General features: G+C 73.6%; 16 protein-coding genes. 7 read left to right on the forward strand and 9 right to left on the reverse strand.

Annotation, left to right across the window (positions count from 1 at the left end; translation table 11 throughout):
- Position 1 precedes the first annotated feature (1 nt).
- The 4 genes from OHA91_RS04015 to OHA91_RS04030 all read left to right on the forward strand — a co-directional run bounded on the left by OHA91_RS04015 (position 2) and on the right by OHA91_RS04030 (position 3,368).
- Complete coding sequence (locus tag OHA91_RS04015; protein ID WP_328738596.1) at positions 2-1,231, forward strand: cytochrome P450; 1,230 nt, start codon at positions 2-4, stop codon at positions 1,229-1,231.
- 205 nt (positions 1,232-1,436) lie between these two features.
- Positions 1,437-1,991 carry a rhodanese-like domain-containing protein gene (locus tag OHA91_RS04020; protein ID WP_328738597.1) on the forward strand — a complete coding sequence of 185 codons (555 nt, stop codon included), beginning with the start codon at positions 1,437-1,439 and terminating at the stop codon, positions 1,989-1,991.
- A 126-nt stretch (positions 1,992-2,117) separates the two neighbouring features.
- A complete protein-coding gene (locus tag OHA91_RS04025; protein WP_030652127.1) occupies positions 2,118-2,369 on the forward strand; it encodes an EF-hand domain-containing protein in 252 nt (83 codons plus the stop codon).
- Positions 2,370-2,525: 156 nt separating this feature from the next.
- Positions 2,526-3,368, forward strand: coding sequence for a class II glutamine amidotransferase (locus OHA91_RS04030; protein WP_266495257.1), 843 nt, complete (start codon positions 2,526-2,528; stop codon positions 3,366-3,368).
- On the opposite strand, the gene OHA91_RS04035 is transcribed toward OHA91_RS04030, so the two are convergent.
- Together OHA91_RS04035 and OHA91_RS04040 are read right to left on the reverse strand one after the other, a co-directional pair.
- Positions 3,349-4,431 (reverse strand): mechanosensitive ion channel family protein, encoded by a 1,083-nt coding sequence (locus OHA91_RS04035; RefSeq protein WP_266495255.1) that lies wholly within the window; start codon positions 4,429-4,431, stop codon positions 3,349-3,351. The genes OHA91_RS04030 and OHA91_RS04035 overlap by 20 nt on opposite strands.
- Positions 4,432-4,517: 86 nt before the next feature.
- On the reverse strand, positions 4,518-5,447 hold the full coding sequence (locus OHA91_RS04040) for a SigB/SigF/SigG family RNA polymerase sigma factor (protein WP_266495253.1): 930 nt from the start codon (positions 5,445-5,447) through the stop codon (positions 4,518-4,520).
- 185 nt (positions 5,448-5,632) lie between these two features.
- Here OHA91_RS04040 and OHA91_RS04045 point away from each other — a divergent pair, with 185 nt between their 5' ends.
- A complete protein-coding gene (locus tag OHA91_RS04045; RefSeq protein ID WP_266495251.1) occupies positions 5,633-6,013 on the forward strand; it encodes a helix-turn-helix transcriptional regulator in 381 nt (126 codons plus the stop codon).
- Between the two features lie 107 nt (positions 6,014-6,120).
- Here OHA91_RS04045 and OHA91_RS04050 read toward each other — a convergent pair whose 3' ends face one another.
- A complete protein-coding gene (locus OHA91_RS04050) occupies positions 6,121-6,552 on the reverse strand; it encodes an SsgA family sporulation/cell division regulator (RefSeq protein ID WP_266495249.1) in 432 nt (143 codons plus the stop codon).
- Between the two features lie 272 nt (positions 6,553-6,824).
- Between OHA91_RS04050 and OHA91_RS04055 the strand changes: the two genes are divergently transcribed.
- Positions 6,825-7,178 (forward strand): SH3 domain-containing protein, encoded by a 354-nt coding sequence (locus OHA91_RS04055; protein ID WP_266495246.1) that lies wholly within the window; start codon positions 6,825-6,827, stop codon positions 7,176-7,178.
- Positions 7,179-7,197: 19 nt separating this feature from the next.
- Here the strand turns inward: OHA91_RS04055 and OHA91_RS04060 are convergent, their stop codons facing one another.
- Complete coding sequence (locus OHA91_RS04060) at positions 7,198-8,775, reverse strand: amidohydrolase (protein WP_328738598.1); 1,578 nt, start codon at positions 8,773-8,775, stop codon at positions 7,198-7,200.
- A 63-nt stretch (positions 8,776-8,838) separates the two neighbouring features.
- Positions 8,839-9,051, reverse strand: coding sequence for an MbtH family protein (locus OHA91_RS04065; RefSeq protein WP_060177497.1), 213 nt, complete (start codon positions 9,049-9,051; stop codon positions 8,839-8,841).
- A 93-nt stretch (positions 9,052-9,144) separates the two neighbouring features.
- Between OHA91_RS04065 and OHA91_RS04070 the strand changes: the two genes are divergently transcribed.
- Entirely contained in the window at positions 9,145-10,239 is a 1,095-nt protein-coding gene (locus OHA91_RS04070) for an alpha/beta fold hydrolase (RefSeq protein ID WP_266495239.1), read from the forward strand.
- Here OHA91_RS04070 and OHA91_RS04075 read toward each other — a convergent pair.
- From OHA91_RS04075 to OHA91_RS04090, 4 genes are all read right to left on the reverse strand, one after another.
- A complete protein-coding gene (locus OHA91_RS04075; RefSeq protein WP_328738599.1) occupies positions 10,236-11,879 on the reverse strand; it encodes a hypothetical protein in 1,644 nt (547 codons plus the stop codon). The genes OHA91_RS04070 and OHA91_RS04075 overlap by 4 nt on opposite strands.
- A gap of 416 nt (positions 11,880-12,295) precedes the next feature.
- The gene (locus tag OHA91_RS04080; RefSeq protein WP_328738600.1) at positions 12,296-13,996 is read right to left on the reverse strand and encodes an ABC transporter ATP-binding protein; all 1,701 of its coding nucleotides are present in this window, start codon (positions 13,994-13,996) and stop codon (positions 12,296-12,298) included.
- A complete protein-coding gene (locus OHA91_RS04085; RefSeq protein ID WP_328738601.1) occupies positions 13,983-24,950 on the reverse strand; it encodes a non-ribosomal peptide synthetase in 10,968 nt (3,655 codons plus the stop codon). Before OHA91_RS04085 ends, OHA91_RS04080 begins: the two co-directional genes overlap by 14 nt.
- Positions 24,951-25,023: 73 nt before the next feature.
- Positions 25,024-26,811 carry an ABC transporter ATP-binding protein gene (locus OHA91_RS04090; RefSeq protein WP_266495228.1) on the reverse strand — a complete coding sequence of 596 codons (1,788 nt, stop codon included), beginning with the start codon at positions 26,809-26,811 and terminating at the stop codon, positions 25,024-25,026.
- Positions 26,812-26,813: the final 2 nt, after the last annotated feature.

Consider the following 26,813-nt stretch of genomic DNA (forward strand, 5'->3'; position numbering starts at 1 on the left):
TTTGACGTGGCACGACGACCAGGCCCGGCGTGACGAGCTCTACCGCGACCCGTACCCGCTGTACGACCGCGCCCGCCGGGCCGAGGGGCTGACGTACGTGCCCGAGTTCGACGCGTGGCTGGTCGCGCGCAACCGCGAGGTGCGGGAGGTGCTCCTGCGCGCGGAGGACTTCTCCTCCGCGAACTCCCTGCTGCCGGACGTCCCGCTCTCGGAGGCGGCGCTGGGTGTCCTGCCGCGCGGGTTCGGGCCCCGGCCCACGGTCGTGTCCTCGGACGGCGCCGCCCACCGCCGGCACCGGGCCCCGCTGAACCGGGGTCTGTCCGCCGCGCGGGTGGCGGCGCTGGTTCCTCACGTCCGCTCGTACGCCGTGGAGCTGGTGGACGGCTTCGCGGCGGACGGGTCCGCGGAACTGGTCGGGGCGTACGCGCAGCGGCTGCCGGGGATGGTGGTCGGGAGGCTGATCGGGCTGGACCCCGCCGATGTGCCCGCGGCCGTGCACGGCGGCTACCGCGCCGAGGAACTGCTGTTCCGGCCGCTGTCTCCGGAGGGCCAGGCGGCCGCCGCAGAGGACGTGGTCGCGCTCCAGCACCTGCTGGACGGGTACGTGCGCGACCGGCGCGCCCACCCCCGGGACGACCTGTGCTCGGTCATGGTGGCCGCCCTCGCCCCCGGTACGGGCGAGCTCACCCTGGAGCAGCGCCACGAGCTGGTGACGAGCCTGCAGAACCTGCTGATCGCCGGATTCCTCACCACCGGCGCCCTCATCGGCACCGCACTGCTGCACCTGCTCGAAGACGACCGGCGGCAGTGGCGGATGCTCTGCGCCGATCCCTCGCTGATCCCGGCGGCGGTGGAGGAGGCCGCCCGTCACGACACCGCCATCCAGGCCTTCCGGCGGACCACCACCCGCCCGGTGACCCTGGGCGGTACGGAACTGCCCGCCGGGGCCGCCGTCCTGGTGGCGTACGGTGCGGCCAACCGCGACGAGGAGCGGTACGAGCGGGCCGGCGAGTTCGACATCACGCGCCCCGTGAACCGGCAGCACCTCGCCTTCGGGCACGGCCCGCACGGCTGCCCCGGATCCCGGCTGGCGCGCGAACAACTCCGCCTCACGCTCGAACTGCTGACGAGCCGCATGCCGGGGCTGCGGCCGGCCCCCGGCCGTCCGCGGCCGCGGATGCGGCCCACCCTGATCCACCGGTCGCCGGAGGCGCTGCACGTGACCTGGTGAACAGGAGCGGGCGAGGCCGTGTCCGGGGCTCCGGTTGTTTCCGGAACATGGCAGTCGCGTGGCAGGTCCGCCGGGATCCGGCCGGAGTGCCCCGCGGGTGCCTACCATCCCCGGCATGGCTCCGGCGTCGCGTGCCGTACCGCACCCCGTGCGGCGCGCCGCCGGGCCTCCCCTCCGCTCCCCCACGCCAAGGACCAGGTCCGCCATGAGCGTCCCCACCTCACTCGACGTCGAGCAGGCGCGTCCGCGGCTGCGCGAGCTGACCGTCGTCGACGTCCGCACGCCGGGCGAGTTCGCCTCCGGCCACCTCCCGAACGCCCTCAACGTGCCCCTGGACCGGCTCGTGCGGAGCCTGCCGGAGCTGCGGCCGGCCGCCGACCGCAGCCCGCTGCTGATCGTGTGCGCCTCGGGAGCCCGCTCGGACAGCGCGGTCCGAACCCTGTCGTCCCACGGCATCCCCGCGTCGAGCCTCGCAGGCGGCACGGAGGCCTGGGCGGCCGGCGGCCACGCCCTGGAGTACCCCGGCGGCGGCGCCCGGCCGCGGGCCGTGTGGGCGATGGAACGCCAGGTCCGCTTGGCTGCGGGCTCCCTCGTGCTGCTCGGTCTGCTCCTCGGGCTGCTCCTCCACCCGGCCTTCTCGCTGCTGTCCGCGGCGATCGGGGGCGGGCTGGTCTTCTCCGCGCTCACCGGGACCTGCGGGATGGCGGTCGTACTCGGCAGGCTTGCGTTCAACCGGCGCGGTGCCGGAGTACGGCCCTGAAATCCGACTCCGAGGTCCGGACTGAGGTCCGGCCCCGGGTGCGGCAACCTCCCGGGGGCCCGCAGCGTCCTTGCGTACAGGACCCGCCGGCCGAGACGGCGCGTGCACCGCGGAGAGGAACATGTGATGAGTGAGAAGGCCCGTCGGTTGTTCGACGCCCTCGACCTCGACCAGGACGGCACCCTGACACGGGCCGAGGTCATCGGCGCCCTGCGCTCCAAGGGACCGACCCTCGCCGCGCAGGGGGCGATCCCCTTCTGGGGCGTGGGGGACACCGAGGAATCCTCGGCGCTCTTCGACGCGGCCGACCAGAACGGGGACCGCGTGCTGAGCTTCGAGGAGTTCGCGGCCGTGGTCGACCGCCGCTTCGGCTGGTAGCCGCCGCAGCGTCCGGCGGGCGGCCGTCCCGCGTGCGGCGCCCGCCGGGCGGCGGGAGAATGGCAGGGGCGGCGGGGCGCCGACGCGGGCGGTTACGGCCCCGGCCGGCCCGCGGCACGGCCGACCGGACGGGGCGGACGAGTCAGGTGATCGCACATGTGCCGGTGGCTGGCGTATTCGGGAACCCCCGTGCTCCTCGACACCATCCTGTACAAACCCGCCCACTCGCTGATCGACCAGAGCCTCCACTCGAAGCTGGGCGTGGAGACGACCAACGGCGACGGCTTCGGCATCGGCTGGTATCCGGACGGCGGCAGCGGCGACGGCACGCCCGCCCTCATGAGGGACGTCGGTCCCGCATGGAACAACCGCAACCTGCGGGAGCTCTCGGACCACGTCACCTCCCCCGTGTTCTTCGCCCACATCCGGGCGTCGACGGGTACGGCGGTTCAGCAGACGAACTGTCACCCGTTCCGGCACGGCCGGTGGATGTGGATGCACAACGGGGCCGTCGCCGGCTTCCACGCCATGCGGCGCGACCTCGCCCTGCTCGTCGACCCCGCGCTGTTCGGGGAGATCGAGGGGACGACGGACTCCGAGGTGATGTTCTACCTGGCGCTCACCTTCGGCCTGGAGGAGGATCCTCCGGGCGCCGTCGCCAGGATGGTGGGGGTGGTGGAGCGGGTCGGCCGCGAGCACGGCGTGGAGTACCCCATGCAGATGACGGTGGCCGTCACCAACGGGACCGCCGTGTGGGCCTTCCGCTACTCCAGCCAGGGCGCCTCGCGGTCGCTCTTCTACAGCAGCCGGGTGGACACGCTGCGCAGGCTGCACCCCGACATCCGCTTCCTCCAGGGCGTGTCCGACGAGACCCGCCTCGTGGTGTCCGAGCCCCTCGGCGATCTGCCCGGGGCGTGGAACGAGGTGCCGGAGAGCAGTTACGGCGTCGTGCAGCCGGGTGAGGACGGGCTCTACCCCTTCACCCCGCTGGCGGCCTGACCTCCGTCCGGACTTCCGTGCGGGGCGACGGCACGGCGGTGGAGGTGGCGACGCGGGGCAGGGCGTAAGGGTGCTTCTCGGCGAGCCAGGCGACCAGTTGTTCGCGCACCTCACAGCGGGCGGTCCACAGCCGGTCCGGGTCCTTGGCGGTGACGATCGCCCGCACCACGATGGTGGTGGGGGTGGTGTCGGTGACGGACAGGTCCCAGGCGCGGCCGTCCCACGCCTCGCAGCCGTCGAGGATCTCCTTCAGCTTCTCGCGCAGGAGGGCGACGGGTGCGGTGTGGTCGCAGTGGAGGAAGACCGTGCCGGTCATCTGGATGCCGCCGCGGGACCAGTTCTCGAAGGGCCGGGAGGTGAAGTACGAGACGGGCATGGTGATCCGGCGCTCGTCCCAGGTGCGCACGGCGATCAGCGTGAGCGTCACCTCCTCGACCACGCCCCACTCCCCGTCGACGACGACGGTGTCGCCGATGCGCACCATGTCGCCGAACGCGATCTGGAACCCGGCGAAGACGTTGCCGAGGGTGGACTGGGCGGCCACGCCCGCGACGATGCCGATGATGCCGGCCGAGGCCAGGACGGACGTGCCGACGGCCCGGAAGGCGGGGAAGGTCAGCAGCATCGCGGCGGCCGCGACCACGGCGACGACGGCGGTGACGATCCTCCTGATGAGCGTCACCTGGGTGCGGACCCGGCGCACGCGTGAGGGGTCGCGGGTGCCCAGCGCGTAGCGGGCGTAGGAGGATTCGACCACGGCGGAGGCGACGCCGACGACGCACCACGCGCCCGCCCCGATCAGGACGAGCGTCAGGGTCCGGCCCACGGCGGCCTCGTGGTCGCGCAGTGGCTGCCATTCGATCTGGCGGTACGCCCCGCGCAGCACGGCGGTGAACAGCAGCACCCGCACGGACGGCCCGCAGCGGCGCAGCATGTTCCACAGTGGTGTCTCGGGGTGGCGGGCGTCCGCCCGCCGCAGCAGGAGGTCGGCGAGGCGGCCCACGACGAGGGTGAGAAGGACGGAGCCGCCCAGGACGGCCAGCAGTCGGACGAAACTGTTCATGACTCCCCGGTGTCTGGTCTCGGGAACGGGTCGGGGCGGCCGGGCGCAGTTGGGCGCCCGGCCCCCTGAGGTCCTCGGACCGCGGGTCAGTCGTGCAGCATCTCCTCGCGCAGGGTCTCCAGCGTGCGGGCGAGCAGGCGGGAGACGTGCATCTGGGAGAGGCCGATCTCTTCGCCGATCTCCGCCTGGGTCATCTCCTGGCCGAAGCGCAGCTGCAGGATGCGGGTGCTGCGTTCGTCCAGGCCGGCGAGCAGGGGTGCGAGGGCGTGCCGGTCCTCGACGGCCTCCAGGGCGGGATCGACGCCGCCGACGGTGTCGGCCAGGGAGCGGGCGGGCTGTCCGCCCGCGGGGGTCCCCGCACCGCCGGATTCGGACGGCTGGGGCGCGTCGAGGGACTGGGTGGAGTAGCCGTTGGCGGCGACCAGGCCCTCGCGGACCTCGTCCTCGGTGAGGCCCAGGTGGGCGGCGAGTTCCGCAGGGGTGGGCGCGCGGTCCGTCTCGGAGGTCAGCTCCTCCGTGGCCTTCGCCAGCAGCAGGCGCTGCTCCTGGAGCCGGCGCGGGACCCGCACGGCCCATGTGGTGTCGCGGAAGTGGCGCTTGATCTCACCTGTGATGTAAGGCACGGCGAGCGTGGTGAACTGGGTGTTGCGGTCGGGGTCGTACCGGTCGATGGCCTTGATCAGGCCGATGATGCCGACCTGGACGATGTCCTCGTTCTCGGGGCCGCCGGGGCGGTCGCGGAACGGCCGTGCGGCGAAGTTCACCAGTGAGATGTTCATCTCGATGAGCGTGCCGCGCACGTACTGGTACTCGCGGGTGCCCTCTTCCAGGCTCCGCAGCCGCTCGAAGAACACCCGGGTCAGCTGCCGGGCGTCGCAGGTCGACAGTTCCCGCGGGCAGGGCACCTCGGGCAGTCCGCTGAGCGCGGGTCCGGCCACGGCGCCGCCGTCGGGGGCGGCGGCCGTAGTGGGGGGCGTCGTCGAGGTCGTGGCCTCGGTCGTGGCCGTGATGGTCATCGTCTTCGCTCCTTGGGCACAGGTGCTTGCGGCGCGTTGCGCGATTGCTCGCTCGTTGCATCGGTCGGTGCGGAAGTCCCCTTCCGCTCCCCTGCACCCTGCCGGGAGCCCGGACACACGTCAAGTTATACCCGAAAAGGTTTTCTGGATTTGCTTTTCGCGAGTCGCCACTCAAGAATGTCGTCGTGGAGAACGAGCACACGGGTTCCCGCCGGAACCACTGGACCTTCCTGACGAACCACGCCCGGGTCCTCATCGCCATCGCGCGCGACCCGGGGGTCCGGCTGCGCGACATCGCGGCCAGCTGCGATCTCACCGAGCGCACCGTGCAGGCGATCGTCACGGACCTGGAGACGGACGGGTACCTCACGCGGACCCGGGACGGCCGGCGCAACCGCTACGCCATCGCCCCCGGCGCGCGCTTCCGCCACCCGGCCGAGGCCGGCCTCGAGATCGCCGGCCTCCTGGCCTACCTCACGGGGCGGCCGAACCCGCCGCCGGCGCCGCCCGCTCCCGCCACGGCGGACGACGTCCCCCACGGCCACGGGGCCCTGCCCCTGCTGTGATCGCGGGTCGCCGCGGAGAGCCATCTCACAGGCGCTCACCGCGGTGCGGTCGTCACCCGCCGCGCACGCGGTGCACCTTGCGCGCGCGGCGCCTACGCGCGCGGCGCCTAACGGTCCGCGAGCAGGCCTTCGAAGAACTCCCAGTCCAGGCGCTCCGCCTCGGCGCCGGCCGGAACCGCCGCCCAGGTGCTCTCCAGCCACGACGCGAGCCCCGCGCGGTCGAACACGAAGAGGGCGTACGGCGGCGCCGTCCCCAGCCGCAGGAGGACCTGCGCCGTGCGGCCGGGCCCGGCGGTCGGCCGGATCCGCACCTCTCCCGTTCCCGCCAGCGTGCGCAGCCCCCTGGCCAGCAGGTCACGGCCGATCAGCCAGGTCACGTCGTCCTCTCCCGGCTGGTGGAAGGTGAGCTCGACGCCCAGCGGGGCACGGGCGGACCAGTGGAACGTGACCCGGAGCGGGAACCGCAGCCGTGTCCGCACCTGGTGGATCTCGGTCGTCCAGGTCAGGTCCTGCTCGGGGCAGCGGGGCAGGTGGTCCATGATGACTCGTCTCTGCAGGTGGGCGGCGGGCGGCCGGGGCCCGGGCCGGGATCGCACCGTCCGGCCGGAACGGCACGGGCGACACCGGGTGCCATGGCTCGTCTGCTCGCTCGTCCGCATCCGAAACAGCCGTGCGGGCCATTGGAGGGAACGGCGGACGTGTCGGCCCGGAAGCTCCCGGGTCCGCACGGATAGTCGTACCGGGCGCTCGGGGCCGGCCGCGGTCCGTCGTGGCACGCCCGAACCGAAGTCGTCGGAGAACGGGGCCGGAAATGAAGAAGTCCGCAGTGATGTGCGCGCTGGTGACGGGCCTGGCGTTCGGCCCGATGGCCGGCGCGGGATGGGCCGCGCCGCAGCCGGGGGCCGCCGCCCCGGCCCCCGCCGCGCCCCGGGCCGCGTACCCGGTCGGCGAGGTGGTCTCGGACGCGCCGCTCCACGTGCGCCAGAAGCCGACGGTGTATTCCGGGGTCGTCAAGACGCTCCGCCCGGGCCAGCGTGTGCTCCTCACCTGCCAGACGCGGGGCGGGTGGGTGGACGGCAACCCCCTGTGGTACCGCCTCCAGGGCTCCAAGGGCTGGGTCTCGGCCCGCTTCGTCCACGACCACCAGCCGGTCCGCCCCTGCTGACGGTCCCGCTGCCGCCGGCTCACACGGCCGGCTTGCCGGCCTCCCGGCCGTCGACGTAGGTCGCCACGACCTCGATGTCGCCGATCGCCGAGACGTCGACGCGCCGCGGGTCGTCGCCCAGGACGACCAGGTCGGCGCGCTTGCCCGGGGTGAGGCTGCCCGCGCTGTCCTCCCAGTGGCAGGCGTGGGCGCCCGCGACCGTATAGGCGTACAGGGCCTCGTCGACGGTGATGCCCTCGTCCGGGCCGATCAGCCGGCCCGACTCGGAGGCGCGCTCGACCATGAACTGGACGGCCCGCAGCGGGGAGCCGTCCGTCACCGGGCGGTCGGAGCTGCCGACCAGGGTGATGCCGTGGTCGAGGAACCCCCGGCCGCGGTACAGCCACGGCGCCCGCTCCTCGCCCATGATCGCCGCGTAGTCGTCGCCGAAGTAGCGCAGGAAGTTGGGCTGGACCACCGCGCTGATCCCCAGCCGCGCGAAACGCGGGAGCTGGTCCGGGCGGACCAGGCCGGCGTGTTCGATGCGGTGCCGGGCATCGGGCCTGGGCCTGCGCCGCTGGGCCTCCTCCAGGGCGTCCAGTGCCACGTCGGCCGCGCGGTCGCCGATGGCGTGCACGGCGAGCTGCCATCCGGCGAGGTGGCCGTCGACGACGGACCGTGCGAGGACCTCGGGGTCGTCCTGCAACTGGCCTGCGTGGTCCATGCCTTCGTACGGGGAGCTCAGAGCGGCGGTACGGGCCATCATCCCGCCGTCGGTGAAGATCTTGAGGGCGCCCACGGACAGCCAGTCGTCGCCGAAGCCGGTGCGCAGGCCCAGGTCGAGGGCCTTGGGGATGCCGTCGGCCTCGTGCGCGCCGACCGGCCGCAGCCGGTCGGCGGAGACCATCAGCTGAACCCGTAGCGGCAGCAGTCCCTTCTCCCGGGCGAGTTGGTAGGCGCCCAGTTCGACCGGAGTGTGCCCGAAGAGGGCGCCGCCGATGCCGGCCTCGGCGCAGGCGGTGATGCCCTCGGCCACGCAGGTGCGGGCGGCGCGCCCGATGGACTCGGCCAACTCCTCCTGGGAGTAGGGCAGTCGCAGCGCACGGGCTGCGCCCATCGCACCCTCGGCGAGGAAGCCGTCCTCGTGCGGGACGTCCGCGGCGAGCAGGTCCAGGACGGCGGTGTTGACGACACAGCCGTGCCCGGAGTCGTGCAGCACGTACAGCTTGTGCCCCTGGCCGACCCGGTCGAGATCGGCGGCGGTCAAGTGGCGGCCCAGCGCGCGCTGGTCGTAGCCGACGACGCTCACCCAGGACCCGGGCGAGTTCCTGGCCGCGACCGCCTGGGCCACGACCGCGAGGGCGTCCTCGATCCGTGTGCAGCCCGCCATGCTGGCGGTGTTCTGCTTGAATCCGGTCCAGGGCAGGTGGACGTGGGAGTCGATGAACCCGGGGAGCACCGTGGCGCCTTGGAGGTCGATCACCTCGCGTGCGGGCAGGGAGGCCACGGCCTCGTCCAGGCCGACGATCCGGCCCCGCCAGATGCCGAGCTCGTGGGCGACCGGATGGTCCGGGTCCATGGTGAGGAAGCGGGCGTTGGTCAGCCTGGTGCAGAGCATCGTGCGGTGTCCCCAGAGGTGGTGGCCGGCGCCGCCGGCGGCACGGCGGACGGGCGGTGAGGGTCAGGCGTCCATCGAACGGGCGAGGGAGCGGGGGCGCAGATCGGTCCAGTTCGCCTCGACGAAGTCCAGGCACGCCTCCCGGGTGTTCTCACCGAGGGCGATCGTCCACCCGCCGGGCACGTCGACGAAGGACGGCCAGAGCGAATGCTGGCCCTCGTCGTTCACCAGGACGAGGAAGCGGCCCTCGGCGTCGTCGAAGGGGTTGGTACTCACGGTCGTTGCCTCCCCGGAACGTCACGATTAGGTTAGGCTCGCCTAATTGCAACGAGCTTAGTCTCTCCCCTTGCCGCTCACAAGGAGACCTGCATGCGCCTGACCGAGGACGCCTTCGCCGCGTACGGACTGCCCGGCGAACCGGGTTCCGAAGCGTTCTGGGCGGCGGCGGGAACCCCCGCGTCGGTCCCCGCGGAGGACGGCGGCTGGGCGACCCTGTTCCTGTGGCGCGGCTCCCCGGCGAGCATCGGCTTCGAGAGCTGGTCGGAGCCGGTGGCGCTGGGCCGGTGGGGCGAGACGGACTGCTGGTACGCGGAGGTCCGCATGCCCGCGCGGCTGCGGGTCACCTACCAGTTCCTCGCGGACGGCGCCGCGTTCGCCGACCCGTTCAACCCGCTCGGCGCGGGCGGGGACCGGTCCATCGCGGCGACCCCGGACGCGTCGGCCCAGCCGTACTGGCCCGTCCTCGGTGCCGGCGCCGACCAGGTGCTGCCCCTGCCGCGCACCCGGGTCCGCTGGACGAGCGAACGCCTCGGCGGGCGGCGCACCGTACGGGTCCACCCGGCGGGCGGCGGCGGACCGGTGGTCCTGCTGCTCGACGGGGACGACTGGCTGTACCTGCACCCGGCCATGACGGCCTTCGACGCGGCCGTTGCGGCCGGGGAGATGCCGCCCGTCACCCTCGTCTTCCTGCCGACCAGGGACCGGGAGGCCGAGTTCGGATGCCGGCCCGCACTGTGGGAGGCGGTACGGGACGAACTGCTGCCGCTGGTGGCGGAGACGGGCCTGCCCGCGGGGCCGGACCGCCTGGTCGTCGCCGGACAGAGCCTTGGCGGGCTGAGCGCGATGTACGCGGCGCTGGAGTTCCCGGACCTGGTGTCCCGGGTCGCCTGCCAGTCCCCGTCGTTCTGGTGGGCGCCCGGCGCCGCCGACCTCGCGGACCCCTTGGCCGGCCCGCTCGGCGGCGCCGTCGCGGCGCGCCTGCGCGAGCGCGTGGACCTGTCGGGGCTGCGGGTCGCCTTCGACGTGGGGGAACACGAGACACCGATGCTCCCCCACTGCGCACTGGTCGAGACCCTGGCCGCCCAGGCGGGCGCCACCGTGCGCGTATCGCGCTCCCCGTCGGCCCACGACCGCGCGTCCTGGCGCCACGCCCTCCTCAGGGACGTCGCATGGGCCCTGGTCTAGGGGGTGTCTCCCGCTTCGATGGGGAGGTGGCGGCGCCGTTGCAGCTCTTGGCGTTCGACGTCCGGGATCGTCATGTACTCGGCGAGCACGGCGGCGAGCGCGCCCACTCGGGTGCTGCCGGTGTCGGCGGGGAACAGCCACCGGACGTTCTCGTCGCGCGTGATGAGGTCGATCGCCGGGCGTCCGCTCCGGTCGTGTGCGGTAGCCGCCCGGACGTAACGGACCCGGTCGACCGGGATGACCTGCCGGATCTCGCCCTGCTCGAGGAACGCGTTCGCCTTGGCCGTGACGATGCGGCGGTCCGTGACGGCGACCAGCGTGTTCGCCGCCGCCTTGTCCCTCGCCGCCGCCAGCTTCTCCTTCGCTCCGCTGAAGATCGCGGAGATCGGGCCGAGACCGTCGACCTGATCGGCGAAGCCGAGTACACGGAGGGCCTCACCGTCCTCCAGGAACCATCGCAGGATGCGCAGGTACGGCTCGGGACCCAGCGATTCGGGCGCGCAGACGATGTCCGGTGCCTCGAGCGCGGGGACCGGCGGACGGAGGGCATCGGCAAGGGGCTCGATCGCTTCCAGCAGGCGGGCGGAGGTCTGGCGGGCCGCCGCCGAATCCCTCCGTTTTCCCGGCAATGACAGCGTGTCGCGTCCGGGGAGTTCAGCGAGGATGCGCAGCTCCCGTATCAGCGAGTCGACGAGGCTCGTCGTCTCGGCGAGAGCGGAGTCGAGCTCTTCGCGGGTGCGGCGTGCGATGTCGTCGACGAGCCGGGCCTCGGCGGCGTCTTCGGAGCCGACGGTTCTCGCCCGCGCGGCGTGGAGCGCCCGGTATCCGATCCATGCCTTGAGGGAGGACAGGAGGGCGTTCGAGTCGAAGACGATGGCCTCGGCGTTCGTCTCGAGGTACTCACGGCGGCCGTGTGTGTCGCTCTGGTGGATCTGCCGGACGTGGGTGGCGACATTCAACCGGTACAGGTCGACCTGCTTGCGCAGTGACGCCCTGCTCCCCGCGACGGTGTCCCACAGGGACGTCGGAACCGATCCGACCACCCGTGCCTGTTCGACCACGTGATCGACGGTGGCGACGAGCGCGGTCAGCTCGGCCCACTGCCCGTGGCGGACGGTCGCGAGTACCTGGCTCGTCAGCGCGATGTTGGTTCTGACCAGGCCTGTGATCTCGCTCAGTTGCATCTGGAGGGCGACCATCGCCAGCGCCGGCCCGAGCGCCGCCGCGGTCTGCGCCGCGCTCACCGCGGTCACGGGGATGAAGCGGGCCTGGGCGAGGCCGCCGGAGAGGAGCACCGTGCCCAGGTTCGCGCCGTCCTTCACCGCCAGGGTTCCGCCGGCCCTCAGCAGGGCCTGGGTCGCGTTGCTGATCCTGTAGAGCCCTTGCACACCGGAGAACGCGTTTCCGAGGTTGCCGGCCACGGTGGCCGTGTTCCCGATCGAGGCGAGGAGCGTGGAGAACCGGTCGCGGTCGGCGGTCGGCACGAGCCCGAAGTCGACCAGGTCGAGACCCAGTTCCGTCGGGACCTCGCCGAAGACCACGGCGACCCCCGGGAGCACCTCGGCCAGGACCGTCGACGCGTTGCACTGGCCGTTCACCTCCGCCTCGCGCGTCTCCGTCGAGTCCGAAGCGTCCTGCATGCGATCTCCTCCCCAGGGAACGCAACGGCCGGACGTCGTCGGCGTTCACCGGCGAAGTGTACGGCTGGAGAACGGCTCGACGCCCGGCGAACGATGGATGTCAGCACGCTTGTGTAACCTCCGCATTCGAACCTCGGTCGTTACTCGGAGGGGTGTCCGGATGTGGGAGCTCGCGCGGTCGTGGGTCGAGGGGTGGGCCGTCTCGCGGCGGGTGGCGAGGCCGGTGGACGAGCCGTGGGGGCTGAGCGTCCGGGTCGGGCTGCCGGACCAGGCGGTCCGGCACGTCCTGCTCGGTGCCGGTTTCCTGATGGCCGTCGACCTGCGTCCGGCCCCCGTGCCGGCGCCGGACGTTGGAGTCCGAGCAGCTCGCCCGCGGCAGCATCTTCGACCGCCCCGTCGCGGGCTGAGCCGGCCCCTCATCTGGCCACCGCCAGGCAGTAGTTCCGGTCGGTGGCGAGCAGGTTGCGGTGGGTGTCCTCGGCCGTGATGACGCCGTCGTCCAGGACGAGGACCCGGTCGGCGGCGTCCAGGAGGGCCGGGCTGCTCGTGATCACGAGGGTGGTCCGGCCCCGGCGCAGCCCCGCGATGTTGCGCGCGATGAGCTGTTCGGTGACGGCGTCGACGGCCGTCGTCGGGTCGTGCAGGACGAGGACGTCGCTGTCGGCGGCCAGGGCCCGGGCCAGGGACAGCCGTTGGCGCTGCCCGCCGGAGAGGTTCGCGCCGCGGTCGCGTACGGCGTAGTCGAGTCCCTCGCGGTGGAGGGCGACGACGTCGGTCAGCATGGACGCCTCGACGGCCTCGGGGACCGTCCGGCTGCGGCCCGACGGGTCGATGTTCGTACGGAGCGTGCCCGCGAAGATCTCCGCGTCGTACGGGTTCACCAGCATGTGCTCGCGGACCGCCTCCACCGACAGCTCGGCGACCTCCTGCCCGCTGACCCGCACCGCTCCCTCGTACGCGTGGGGCGGGACCCGCACGGCCAGGACCGCGGCGAGGTCGGCGGCGGCGCGCGGCTGGTAGGCGGCGATCGCCGTGAACCCGCCCGCCGGAACCCGGAACTTCAGGCCGCGCAGGGCCCCGTGGCGGATGCCGTCGATCTCCAGGTCACCGCCTGCGGCCGGGCGCCGCGGTCCGGGGACCGAGACCGGTGGCGCGTTCAGCACCAGCGCCATCCGCTCGGCCGACGCCCGCGCCATCATCACGTACTTGGGCATGTCCGAGAACAGCTTGAGCGGTTCCATGATGAACTGCGCCAGTCCCACGGCCATGACGAGCTCGCCGATGGTGATGCGGCCGTCGAACGCCAGCCAGCCCGCCGTCAGGGTGACGGCGACGGCCAGGGCCGAGTTGAGCGCCATGGCCGTGCCGGCGTACGCGCCGTTCACCCCGGCCACGGTGACCGCCTGGCGCTTCGCCTCCGTGCTGACCTTCCGGTAGGACCCGAAGGCCGCGTGGTTGCCGCCGAAGCCGTGCAGCGGGCGCAGGCCGGTGATCAGGTCGGCCACCTTCGCACCCGCCCGGGCCACCCGGGCCTGCTGTTCGCGCGTGCTGGAGCCGATCCGCCGGGACATCACCGACAGGATCGACAGGATCGCGACGGTGCCGACGATCACCAACAGGCCGAGTCTGAGGTCCGCCAGCCCGAGCGCGGCGGCGGCGACGAGCACCGCGACCAGCGAGCTGATCAGCAGGGGCACCACTTCGATGATGTCGGCCGTCTGGTCGGCGTCCTCGGTGGCGATGGTCAGCACCTCGCCGGACTTGAGGTCGACGTCGCGGGCCACGGGCTGGAGGCCGCAGTCGGCGACCCGCACCCGCCAGCGGTGCGCCTCGGTGGTGTTGGCCTTCTGCAGGATGCGCATGCCGAAGCGCCACGACAGCGACACCGTCGTGATGATCACGGCCAGCGCGGCGATCGACAGGACCAGGGCGCCGGGGCTGCGGTCCCGCATCGTGTGCTCGACGATCAGGCCGAGCGCGATGGGGAAGGCGGTCTCGCCGGCCTGGTACAGGCCCATGAGGACGGTGCCCCAGGCCATCGCGCCGACGTTGCGGCGCAGGGCGGTGCGCAGGATGTCGGACCCCGAGCGGGGCCGCTGCGTGTCAGGAGTTGTCATCGAGGTGGCGGGCAATCGCTTCCGGGGTTCGCAGGGTGAACAGATCGCGGATCGTGATGACCGGACCGTACTCCCGGCGGAGCAGCCCGATCAGCCGCACCGCCAGCATGGAGTGTCCGCCGAGGGACACGAAATCGCTCACCGCGCTCACCTCGTCGTCGTCCAGGTCCAGTGCCTCGGCGAAGAACTCGCAGACCGCGGTCTCGGTCGCGGTCTGCGGGCCCCGTTCCCCCGCCGTGGTCAGCGCGCCCAGGGGCCGGGCCTCGGGCAGCGCCTTGGTGTCGGCCTTCCCGTTCACCGTGAGGGGGATGCCGTCGACCCGGGCGTAGTGCGTCGGGCGCAGGAAGTCCGGGAGCGCGGCGCCCACCTCTGCGGCCACCGTCGCCAGGTCGCCGCCGCCGTCCAGTACGAGGTAGGCCGCCAGCCGGTACGCGCCGTCGACCTGGGGATCGGGCTGGGCGACCGCGGCGACGAACCGGACCTGCGGGTGGGCAGCGAACGCGGCCTCCACCTCGCCCGGTTCGACCCGGTGCCCCCGGATCTTGACCTGCTGGTCGGTGCGGCCCAGGTACGCCAGATTGCCGTCGGGCCGCCGGGCCACCAGGTCGCCGGTGCGGTACATGCGCTCGCCGGGCTCGCCGAACGGGCAGGCGACGAACCGGTGCGCGGTCTGGGCGGCCTGGCCGAGGTAGCCGCGCGCGATGCCGATGCCCGCCACGTACAGCTCGCCGGGGACCCCGTCCGGCAGGGGGCGCAGCCACGGGTCCAGCACGTACACGTCGGTGTTGTCGATGGCCACGCCCACCACCGGGTCCTCGCATTCGAAGGTGCCGACGCCGAGGGTGTTGATGGTGTACTCGGTGGGTCCGTACAGGTTGTAGCCGGCCGTGCCCTCCGTCTCGGCGAGCCGCTGCCAGAGCGTGGGTGTGACGGCCTCGCCGCCCAGGAGGACGAGGGCGGGCCGCCGTTCCGGATCGTCGAGCAGGCCCTCGGCCACCAGTTGCTGGGCGTAGGTCGGGGTCACGTTGATGACGTCGATCCCGTGCCCGACGCAGTACTCGACCAGCCGGGGGGCGTCGCGGCGCAGTTCCTCGTCGCAGATGTGCACCTCATGGCCGTCGGCGAGCCACAGCAGTTCCTCCCACGACATGTCGAAGGCGAAGGACACGGTGTGCGCGATCCGGAAGACCCGGTGGCCGTGCTCCGCCAGCACCGGCTCGAAGATCCGGCGCTGGTGGTTGATCAGCATGTTGGTCAGGCCCGCGTACTCGGTCACCACGCCCTTGGGCCTGCCGGTCGAGCCGGAAGTGTAGATCGTGTACGCGGGGTGCCGCAGGCGGTGCGGGTCGCCGGGGGCGAAGGTCGTGAAGGGCGCGGCCTCGGGGAGGGGCCGGTCCAGCTCGATCAGCTCGCCGGGCAGCCGGGCCAGCCGGGGTGACACGGCGGCGACGGTGAGGATCACCTGCGGGCGGGCGTCCGCGACGATCGCGGCGATCCGCTCGTCGGGGTGGTCGAGCTCCAGCGGCACGTACGCCGCGCCCGTGCGCAGTACGGCGAACAGTGCCACGATCGAGTCGAGGGAGCGCGGGACGGCGAGGCCCACGGTGGTCTCGGGACCGATGCCGCGCCCGGCGAGGACACCGGCCACGGCGCGGCTGCGGTCGCGCAGGTCGGCGAAGGTCATGGTGTGCCCGTGGGCGACGAGTGCGGTCCGCCCGGGGTCGCGGTCCGCCGCCCGGTCGAACCGGTCGACGACGGTGTCCGTGCCGACGTCGGTGCGCTCGGCGGGGCGGGGCAGCGGCGCGAGGCCCCGCAGGGCGCCCAGCGGTCCCGTGGCCCGGGCGAGCCCGTCGAGCAGGCGCAGGTAGTCGTCCAGGAGGCGCCGGGCCGCCGGGGTGTCGTGGTCGCGGTACTCCAGTTTGACCGTGAGCCGGTCGCCGGGGGTGACCACCCAGGTGTACGGGTAGTGCGTGGAGTCGTCGGCGCGTACGGCGGTGATGCCGTGGCGGGCGTTCATCTCGGCGAAGGCGTCCATGTCCAGGAAGTTCTGGAGCACGAACAGGTTGTCGAAGAGCGTGTCGTGTCCGCCGGCCCGCTGGATCTCGCCGAGCCCGATGTGCTCGTGCTCCATCGCCTCGACCCGGGCGGCCTGCACGGCCGACAGGTACGCGCGGACGGTGTCGCCCGGCCGTGCCCGCGTCCACATGGGCACGGTGTTGAGCAGGACGCCGACGATGCCCGACAGGCCTTCGCCCTCGCGGCCGGAGACGGTGACGCCGAACACGGCGTCGCCGCGGCCCGTCCGGGCGCCCAGCAGGAGGCCGAAGGCGCCGCTCAGCACGGAGTTCAGGGTGACGCCGTGGGTGCGGGCGGCGTCCCGCAGCAGCTGCGACTGATCGGCGGTGAGCGTGTGCACGAGGGTGCGGGGCAGGCCGTCGGCGAGGGCCGGGGCCGGGCCGGCCAGCAGGGTCGGGCCGGGCAGGCCGGTCAGGTGCCGCGCCCAGAACCGTTCCGCCGTGGCCGGGTCCCTGGCGGCGAGCGCCCGTGCGTGGTCCTCGAAGCTCGGGGAGGCCGGGGCGGGCGCCGTCAACCCGCCCGCGACGGCGGCCTCGTAGGCATCGAAGAGGTCGCGGAGCACGATCTCCCGGGACCAGCCGTCCCACAGCAGCAGGTGGTAGCTGAGCAGCAGGCCGTCGCGGCCGTCGGGCCGGCGCACGACGGTCAGCCGGATCAGCGGCGGCCGGCCCGTGTCGAACCCGGTGTCGCGGTCGCGGGCCAACAGGTCGTCGACCTCCGCGTCCGTCGTGAGGTGGAGCGTGCGGACGCCGACGCGGCGGCCGGCCGCGAGGACCTGAACGGCGTTGCCGTCGTCGTCGGTGGCGAAGCCGGCGCCCACCGCCGGGTGGCGCGCGATCACCCAGGCCATCGCCTCGGCCAGGGCGTCGGTGTCCAGGCGCCGGTCGAAGGTGAACCAGCTCTGCGCGACGTAGTGTCCGGCCGGGCCGGCCAGCTGGGCCTGGAAGAACAGGCCGCGCTGGAGCGGGGTGACCGGTGCGGTGCGCTCGGCGGTCGCGGAGGCCTCCGCGATGCGCTCGAGTGCGTCGCGCCAGTGCCCGGTGATCGCGTCGGGGATGCCCTCGGCGAGGGTGAAGACGGCGTGCAGGCTGCCGGTGGCCGCGTCCGTCCAGGCGTTGACCTCGACGGCGTAGGGGCTGCCGACCCGGTCGCCGCCGCTGATGTGCAGGGCCTGCGACTCGTCGCCCCGGCCGAGGTAGTTGAACAGCACCTGCGGGTGGGAGTCGAGCAGCGGGGCCGTCTGCGGGTCGAGGTAGCGGAGGCGCCCGTAGGCGAGGTGGGCGCGCTCGTCCGGCCGCCGTGCGGCGACCTCGCGGGCCGCCGCCACGGGGTCGGTGTGCGCGGTGAGCCGCACGGGCGCGATGGAGGTGAACCAGCCGACGGTACGGGTGTAGTCGTGGTGGGGCAGGACCGGGTCGCGGCCGTGCCGCTCCAGGTCGACCGCGAGGTCGGTGGGCGTGGGCTGGACGCGGGTCAGCGCGGTGCGCAGCGCGCCGCACAGCAGCTCGGTGAGGCCGACGCCGAGTGCGGCGGGCGCGGTGCGGGTCACGAGGTCGCCGACGTGGGGCGGGAGCACGACGGTGGTGTCGCGCGGCGCCCGGACGGCGGGCAGCAGCGGGGGCGCCTGGAGCGTGGTGATCCAGTGCCCGAGGCCGTCGGTCTCGTGGGCCGAGGGGTCCGCCAGGGCCCGCGCGTACTCGGCGTAGGGGGTGGTCGGCGGCGCGAGCGGGTTCCCGCGCAGGGCGGTGGCGATGTCGTCCAGCAGGACCAGCCAGGACACCGTGTCGACGGCGAGGTGGTGCACGGTGACCACGAGGGTCCGGGTCGCCTCCAGCCAGGTGAACGCGATGACCTCCCCGGTCTCGGGGTCGAGCCGTCCGGCGGCCTCGTCGGCCGCGGCCGCCGGGTCGGTGGTGTCCGCGCGTACGACGGTCACCTCGCGGGCGGGTTCGGTGCGCAGGGCCCACACGCCGTGCTCGACGCGCAGGCGCAGCCGCAGCGCCGGGTGTGCGGCCACGACGGCGTTCGCGGCGCGCTCGGCGTCGGCGAACGCGGTGCCCTCGGCCGCGGCCACCGCCCGGGCCTGGGCGAACCGGGCGAGCGAGCCGTCCAGGCTGCGTTGGCGCAGGATGATCGGGGTCGGGGTCAGCGGGCCGTCCTCGTGGGCGGCCGGTGTGGTCGCGGGTGCGGGCGTCGCGGTCCGCGGTGCGCTCGTCGCCAGGTGTGCGGCGAGGGCGCGGGGCGTCCGGAGCAGGAACACGTCCCGCGGCGCGATCGTGAGGCCGAGGGCACGGGCCCGGTTGACGACGGTGATGGCGAGGATGCTGTCGCCGCCGGCCCGGAAGAAGTCGCAGTCGGCGTCCACGGCGGTGCCGGGCAGTGTGTCGGTGAAGATGCCGACCAGCGCCGTGAGTGCGGTGTCGGGCGCCACCGCGGGTGCGTCGCGCTCCGCGCCCGCCGCACCGGCCCGTTCGGCCTCGGTGAGGGCCTTGCGGTCCAGTTTGCCGTTGACCGTCAGCGGCAGGGCGTCGACCGGCAGCACCCGGGCGGGCACCATGTGCGCGGGCAGTTTCGACGCCAGCGGGCCGGCCAGGTCGGCCGGCGGCCGGCCCACGACGTGCGCGACGAGGTGGTCGCCGCTGCCGGCGACGGTGACGGCCACGTCGACGACGCCGTCGAGTTCCCTGATCGCGGCCTCCACCTCGGCCGGCTCGATGCGGAAGCCCTTGAGCTGGACCTGGTCGTCGGCCCGGCCGGTGAACTCCAGCTCGCCGTCGAGCGTACGGCGGGCGAGGTCGCCCGTGTGGTACATGCGGGAGCCGTCGCCCGCGAACGGGTCGGCCACGAACCGGCCCGCGGTGAGCCCCGGCCGGCCCAGGTAGCCGAGCGCTACCTGCTCGCCCGCGACGTAGATGGCGCCCACCCGGCCCGGCGGCACCGGCCTGAGCCGGTCGTCGAGCAGATAGGTGGCCAGGCCGCGGATCGGGCCGCCGATCGGGCTGACGTCGGCGCCGGGACGGAAGTCCTCGTCGGTCAGGACCCGGTGGGTGACGTGGACGGTGGTCTCGGTGATGCCGTACATGTTCACGAGCTGGGGCGAGGCGGTGCCGTGCCGCTCGACCCAGCCGCGCAGCCGCCCGAGGTCCAGCGCCTCGCCCCCGAAGACGACCCGGCGCAGTGCGGGCAGCGGCTCGTCCGCGTGCCGGTCGGCCTCGATGAACTGGTAGAAGGCGGAGGGGGTCTGGTTGAGCACGGTGACCGCGCGTTCGCGCACGAGCCGGTGGAAGTCGACCGGGGAGCGGGTCAGCGCGTACTCGGGCACCAGCAGCTCGCCGCCGTGCACCAGGGCGCCCCACAGCTCCCAGACCGCGAAGTCGAAGGAGTACGAGTGGAACTGCACCCACACGTCGCGCGGCCCGAAGTCCATGTCGGGGCGGGTGTTGGCGAGCAGGGTCACCACGCTGGAGTGCGGGACGACGACGCCCTTGGGCCGGCCGGTGGAGCCGGAGGTGTAGATGACGTACGCGGGGTCGTGCGGGCCGGGAGCCGGCGCGGGGCCGGTCTCCCCGGCGGTCCCCGGGAGCCGCTCCCCCTGCACGAGCACGCGGGCGGGCACGCCCGCCCGGGCCAGCAGCCGCGTGAAGCGGTCCCGCTGCTCGGGGCCGACGAGGACGACCTGCGGAGCGGCGTCGGCGAGGACGTACTCCAGCCGGCCGTCCGGGTAGGCCAGGTCCAGCGGTACGTAGGCTCCGCCCGCGGTGACGACGGCCACCAGGGCGACGACCTGCTCCAGGGAGCGCGGTACGGCGACGGCGACGCGCTCTCCCGGTCCGACGCCGGCGGCGCGCAGGGTGGCGGCCAGTTCGTCGCGTGCCGCGGACAGTTCGCCGTAGGTCAGCGAGCGGGTGGCGCCGTCGAGGGCGCACTGGGTGACGGCCGTGGCCTCCGGGTCCCGGCGGGCGGCGACGTCGAAGAGGGCGCCGAGGGTGGCGGGGGCGGCCGGGGTGGCGAGGGCGGCCGGCGCGGTCCGTGCCGGGCGTCGGGGGTCGTCGGGTGCCAGGTCGTCGACCAGGGCGTCGGGCCGGGTGAGGAGGCCGGTGAGGGTACGGGTGAAGGCGGACAGGATCGTGCGGGCGGTCGCCTCCCGCAGGAGCGCGCCGTCGTAGATCAGGTTGAAGCGGGGCCGGCCGTCGGACGTGCGCTCCACCACGAGGGTCAGCGGGTAGTGCGGGGCGCCCTCGTTCACGATGCCCGTGATGAACAGCGAGTGGCCGGGTTCCCGCAGGGCGGCGGTGTCGGTCGCGACGTCGAAGACCACGAGGGTGTCGAACAGGGGGCCGGCGCCGGCGTGGCGGCTGATGCGCGCCAGCGAGACGTGCTGGTGGGGCAGGACGGCGCTCTGGTGCTCGCGCACCGAGGCGAGCAGGTCGCGGGCGGTGGTGGCGGCGGTCCACCGGGCGCGGACGGGGATGGTGTTGATGAAGAGGCCGACCATGTCCTCGATGCCGGGCACGTCCGCGTCGCGCCCGGACACCGTGGAGCCGAAGACGACGTCCCGGTCGTGCAGGAGGCCGCCGAGGGCCACCGCCCAGGCGCTGTGCACGGCGACGCTCAGGGGCACCCCGGCCGAGCGGACCGTCTCGTCGAGGTCGTCGTCGGGTTCCACGGCCGTGTCGGCGAACCGGTCGGACGGGGTGTGTCCTTCGGCGACCAGCGAGGGGCCGGGCAGGCCGGCGAGCTGTTCGCGCCACACCCGGTCGCTCTCGTCCTGGTCGTGCCCGGCGAGCCGGCGCACGTAGTCGGTGAAGCCGCCGACCGGGTACACGGTGCCCGGCGCGTGGTATTCGGCGAGCAGCGCACGGAGCATCGGCGGCACCGACCAGCCGTCGGCGATGATGTGGTGCACGGTCTGGACCAGGACGGTCCGGCCGGCTCCCGCACGGATGAGCGTGTACCGCATGAGGGGGCCGGTGGCCAGGTCGAATCCGGCGCGGCGGTCCTGTTCGGCGTGGTCGCGGATCTCCTCGTCGGTGATGCCGGGCCGGTCCAGGACGGTGAAGGGGGCCCGTACGCCGCTTTCCAGTACGGAGACCACGCGGCCGTCGGCGAGGGGTACGAAGCGGGCGGCGAGGTTGGGGAAGAGGGCGAGCAGGCGGGTGGCCGCGGACGCGAGCCGGTCGGCGTCCACCTCGCCCTCCAGGGTCAGCAGTTGCTGCTCGACGTAGTTGCCCGCGGAGTCGTCGTCGAAGACGGAGTGGAAGTACAGCCCCTCCTGGAGCGGGGTCATCGGCAGGACGTCGCGCAGGGCGGGGCCGTCGAGTTCGTCGACGTCGGCCTGGGTGAGGGCGAGCAGGTCGAAGTCGCTGGGAGAGTGGCCGCCGGTGCCGAGTGCGGCGATCGCCGTCAGGGTCTCCCGGAAGTACGCGCCGATGGTCGTGACGTCCTCGTCGGTGAACAGTCCGTCGGGCCAGGAGATGGTGGTGACCAGCTCAAAGGCGCCGGTCGCGTCGGGTTCGGCGATGGCGTTGAACTCCAGGGCGCGCGGCAGGCGCATGCCCGGGTCGCGCTTCTCCCCCAACTGGCCGGTGGTGCCGCCGAGTTCCCAGTCGCCGGCGGATCCCGCATCGAAGCGGCCGAGGTAGTTGAAGAGCACCTGGGGTGCGGGCGCGTCGAACCGGGCGTCGGCCAGGTGGCGCAGGACGCCGTAGGAGAGGCCGCCCCGCGGGACGCGGGCGAGGTCTTCCTTCACGGCCTTGAGGGCGGTGGCCAGGTAGGCGGGGTCGCCGAGGTCGGCTGCCGTGCCGGGGTCGACGGTGACCGGGAACAGGGTGGTGAACCAGCCGACGGTCCGGGAGAGTTCCGGTTCGAAGCCGGCGCCGTCCGCCACGAAGCGGGCTTCGCGGCCGTGGCCCTCCAGTTCGACGTGGGCGAAGGTCTGGTCCTGGCCGAGGTCGCGGCGCCGGCGGGCGAGCGTGACGGCGAGGGCGGTCAGCAGCACGTCGTTGACGCCCGCGTGGAACGCGGCGGGGACGTGGCCGAGCAGTGCGGCCGTGGTGTCGGGGCCGACCGAGACGGTCGTCGTCCGCTCCCGTGCGACGGTGTCGGCCGCGTCGAGCGCGCGCCGGCCCAGTGGGGCGTCCGGCCCGGGCAGGGCGCGCCCGAAGTGGGCGCGGTCGTCGTCGAACGCGGCGTGTTCGAGCAGCTGGGTCCAGCGGCGGAACGAGGTTCCCACCGGGGGAAGTTGGACCGGTGTGCCGGCGGAATACTGCCGCCAGGCGGTGGCGAGGTCCTCCATCAGGATCCGCCAGGACACGCCGTCGACCACCACGTGGTGGGCGACGAGGACGAGCTGGCGGGCGTCGCGGCGCCAGACGGCGCGCAGCATGACGCCGCCCGCCGGGTCCAGCGCCTGCGTGGCGAGCGTGACGCACTCGTCGAGCGGCCGGTCGCTCTCCTGCCACCCGGCAGCGGTGCGGTCCCCGCGCGCCGGGACCTCGAAGCCCCAGCGGTCGTCGCGGACGAGCCGGGCGCGCAGCATGTCGTGGCGTTCGACGACGGCGGTGAGGATCGTGTCGAGGGCGACGGCGGTCAGGTCCGCCGGGGTGTTCAGCACCACGGACTGCACGAAGCCGTCGACCGCGTCGGTGGTCTCGCCGAGCCAGCGCACGATGGGGGAGCCCGTGACCGGCCCGGTCGCGATGTCGTCGTGGTCCTCGGCGGCGGTGTCGACGGGGCTCGCCAGCGCGGCCAGCGAGCCGATCACGCTGTGGGTGAAGATCTGCCGCGGGGTGACGTGCAGGCCCGCCTTGCGCAGGGCGCCGAGCAGGGAGATGGCGAGCAGGCTGTCGCCGCCGAGCCGGAAGAAGTCCTGGTCGACGCCGACCCGGTCGAGCCGCAGAAGGGTCGCGACCGCCTCGCACACCAGGCGCTCGTTCTCGGTGGCGGGCAGGGCGAGCGGGCCGGTGACCGACTCGGGCTCGGGCAGCGCGCCGCGGTCGAGCTTGCCGTTGGCGGTGAGCGGGAACTCGTCCATGACGACGATGCGGGCGGGCACCATGTACTCCACCATGTGCCCGGCCGCCCAGTCCCGGACCTCTTCCGCCCGCAGGTCCGCGGCTCCGGCGGCCGGGATCACGTAGCCCACCAGGTAGGTGCCGCCGGCCGTGTTCTTCTTCGCGACGACGCAGCTGTGCCGGACCTGCGGGTGTTCCGCGAGGCCGGCCTCGACGTCCTCGATCTCCAGCCGCATGCCGCGGATCTTGATCTGGTTGTCGGCCCGGCCGAGGAAGTCCAGCGATCCGTCCGGTGCGTACCGGGCCAGGTCACCGGTCCGGTACAGCCGCGAGCCGTCCCCGGCGAAGGGGTTGGCGACGAACCGGGAGGCCGTGAGGCCGGGGGCGCCGGCGTATCCGCGGCCCAGGAGGAAGCCGCCCACGTACAGTTCGCCGCCGACGCCGACCGGGACCGGGCGCAGTTCGTCGTCGAGGACGTAGAGCTGGGTGTTGGGGTTGGCCCGGCCGATGGACGTGGACAGGCGTTCCGCGGCGCCCCGGTAGATGACGTGGGAGACGCCGATCGTCGTCTCGGCCGGGCCGTAGCCGTGGTACATGGGTATGTCGAGCCGGGTGCGGAACCGCTCGTACAGTTCAGGGGTCAGCACCTCGCCGCCGCACCACACGTGCCGCAGGCTGTCCAGCCGGCCGGAGTCGCCCGCGATCTCCAGCAGCACGTCCAGCATGGACGACACCAGGTACGTGAAGGTGACGCGCTGCTCGGCGATCACACTCAGCAGGTGGTGCGGGTCGCGTTCGCCGCCGGGCCGCAGGACGACCAGCCTGCCGCCGGACACCAGCGGCAGGAAGATCTCGTTGATGGAGATGTCGAAGGACAGCGGCGCTTTGAAGAGGGAGGCGTCGTCGTGGCCGAAGCCCAGGATCTCCTCGACCTGCCACAGCAGGCGCTCGCTGATCGCCTCGTGGCGGATCATCGCGCCCTTGGGCCGGCCGGTGGAACCGGAGGTGAAGATCACGTAGGCGAGGGCGTCGCCGGGGGTGGCGATGCCGGTGCCTCCGCCGGGGTGGGATCCGTGGCGCCAGTCGCCGAGGTCGACGGCCACGGCGGGGGGTTCGCCCGGATCGTGTTCGCCCGAGTCGTTGAGCTGGAGCACGACGCCCGCGTCCTCGATGACGACGGCCCTGCGCGCGGCGGGCCACTGCGGGTCGAGCGGGACGAAGGCGGCGCCCGCCTGGAGCACGCCGAGGAGGCCGACGACCATGTCGGCGGAGCGGCCGAGCGAGATGCCGACGACCTGTTCGGCGGTGATGCCGCGTTCGACGAGGTGGTGGGCCAGCTGGCCGGAGGCCTCCGCGACCTGGCCGTACGTCAGGGAGCGGCGCTCGTCGACGACGGCGACCGCGTCGGGGCGGGTGCGGGCCTGCTCGCGGAACATCTCCACGATGGTCGGGCGGACCCGGTCCGCGCCGTTGTCGTTCCACTCGGCCAGCGTCTCGATGCGCGCCGCCACGCTGGAGGGGGCGATGGTGCCGAGGGGCCGGTCGGGGAAGTCGGCCAGGTCGTCCAGCGCGAGCTGCGCCTCGGCCGGTGGGACGCCTTCCGGGAGGGCGATGCTGCGGGCGTCCGCGCCGATCTCCCAGCCCGCCGCGCCGGCGCCGCCGTTGTCGACCCAGCCGAGGACGTCGGCGAAGAGGGTGGCGGGGGTGAGTTCCATGCCGTCGGGGCTGCGGCCCGTGGCCCAGTACGACAGCCCGATCGAGCACGCCGAGGCGATGGTCCGGTCGCAGTAGTCGCCCGTTCGCCGGCGCACTCCGGCCAGGCGCGTGGGAGAAAGCCGCACGAGACGAGCGGTCGGTTCCGTCATCGAAGACTCAACGCCCTTCACTGTCCGCGGGTCGCCCCACCCGGTTCCGGGTGGGGCGGGCCCAGGCCGTGTCCTAACTTCCCTCGCGCCAGGCGCGCCACAGTTGCGCGTAGCGGCCGCCCAGGGCCACCAGTTCCTCGTGCGTGCCGTGCTCCACGACGCGGCCCGCGTCGAGCACGGCGATCCGGTCCGCAGCCATGGCCTGTGTCAGCCGGTGCGCGACGAACAGCGTGGTGCGGCCGGCGCACGCGGCGAGCACGGCCCGCTCCAGTTCGGCCGCGCCCTCGCTGCCCGCCTCGGCCGTGGATTCGTCGAGCACCACCACGGGCGAGCGGGCCAGTACCAGCCGGGCGAGCGCGATCTGGGCCACCTTGGTGACGTCCAGGCGCTCGCCGCCCTCCCCGACCAGGGTCTGCAGACCGTCGGGCAGGGCGTCCACCCAGCCGTCGGCGCCGACCGTGCGCAGGGCGTCCGCCAGTTCGGCGTCGGTCGCCTCCGGTGCGGCCAGCCGCAGGTCGTCGGCGAGCGGGCCGGAGAACACGTGCGTCTCCTGCGTCAGGATGCTCACCAGGGCGCGCGCGCCGGCCTCGTCCAGGCCGGCGAGGTCGGTTCCGCCGATGAGCACCGATCCGGCCTGCGGGGCCCCGATGCCCGCGATCAGTGCGGCCAGCGTCGATTTGCCGGCGCCCGTCGCCCCGACGAGGGCGAGCGAACCGCCGGCGGGGATGGTCAGGTCGACGTCCTGGAGGACCGGCTGCTCGGTGCCGGGATAGCTGAAGGTCAGGCCCTTGACGCTCACCGGGTACGGCACGTCCGCCGCCGGCGCGTCGGCCGGGACGCCGACCAGGCGGTCCTCGGCGTCCTCCCCGAGCACCCCGACCAGCCGGGTCAGGCTCGCGCCCGACTTCTGCGCCTCGTCGAAGGTGAACATGATGGAGCCCAGCGGGGTGAACAGCCGGTGGAAGAGCAGCGGGGCCGCCGAGACCTCGCCCAGGGTGGCCGCGTCGGCCTCCAGCAGGGCGTACCCCACCACGATGATGAGGACCAGTCCGATGAACTCGGCACGGTTCTCCCGGCCGACGAACCGGCCGAAGAGCCGGAACACCTCGATGCCCAGTTCGCGGACGCGCCACGACTCGGTGGTGACCTTCTCGCGGACGGCGCCTTCCAGGCGGTAGGCGCGGACCGTGTCGATCCCGTTCAGTCCGCTGATCAGCGCCTGTGCGCGGTCGGCCTGGACGGCCCGCTGCTGCTTGTAGAGCGGGGCGGAGCGGGGCAGGTACCAGCGCAGGGCGAGCGCGTACGCGGGCAGGGCGCCGGCTCCCGCCAGGCCGAGCCGCCAGTCGAGGCCGAACATGCCGAGCGTGGCGATGACGACCAGCACGCCGGCCGAGAACACGGTGGGCACGGCCGTGCGGATGCCCCTGGACAGCACGGCGACGTCGTCGCCGACGCGGGACAGCACGTCTCCCCGGCCGACCTGCTCGATCCGGGCGCTCGGCATCCCCAGCACCGCCCGGACGGCGCCCTCGCGCAGCCTGGCGAGGAGGTCCGCGCCGAGCCGCCCGACCAGGTAGGTGGACAGGGCGGTGGCCGCCGCGCCGAGGAGCGCGGCGGCCACCATCAACACGCCCGTGGTGACGAGGATCGAGCGCGGTCCGCCCGCGACGACCCCGTCGACGACCCGGCCGAGCAGGAGCAGCGGGAGTACCTGCAGCGCCGCCCCGGCCACCGTCGTCAAGGCGGTGGCGGCCGTCAGCCAGGGCACCTCCCGGCAGTGCGCGACCACCCAGCGGGTGGCCTCGCGTCCGGTGGTGGTGCGCAGGGTGGCCGGGGCGACGAGCGTGTCCGTGGCGCTCACAC

Origin of the sequence: Streptomyces erythrochromogenes (assembly GCF_036170895.1) — a bacterium.
Lineage (GTDB): Bacteria > Actinomycetota > Actinomycetes > Streptomycetales > Streptomycetaceae > Streptomyces > Streptomyces erythrochromogenes.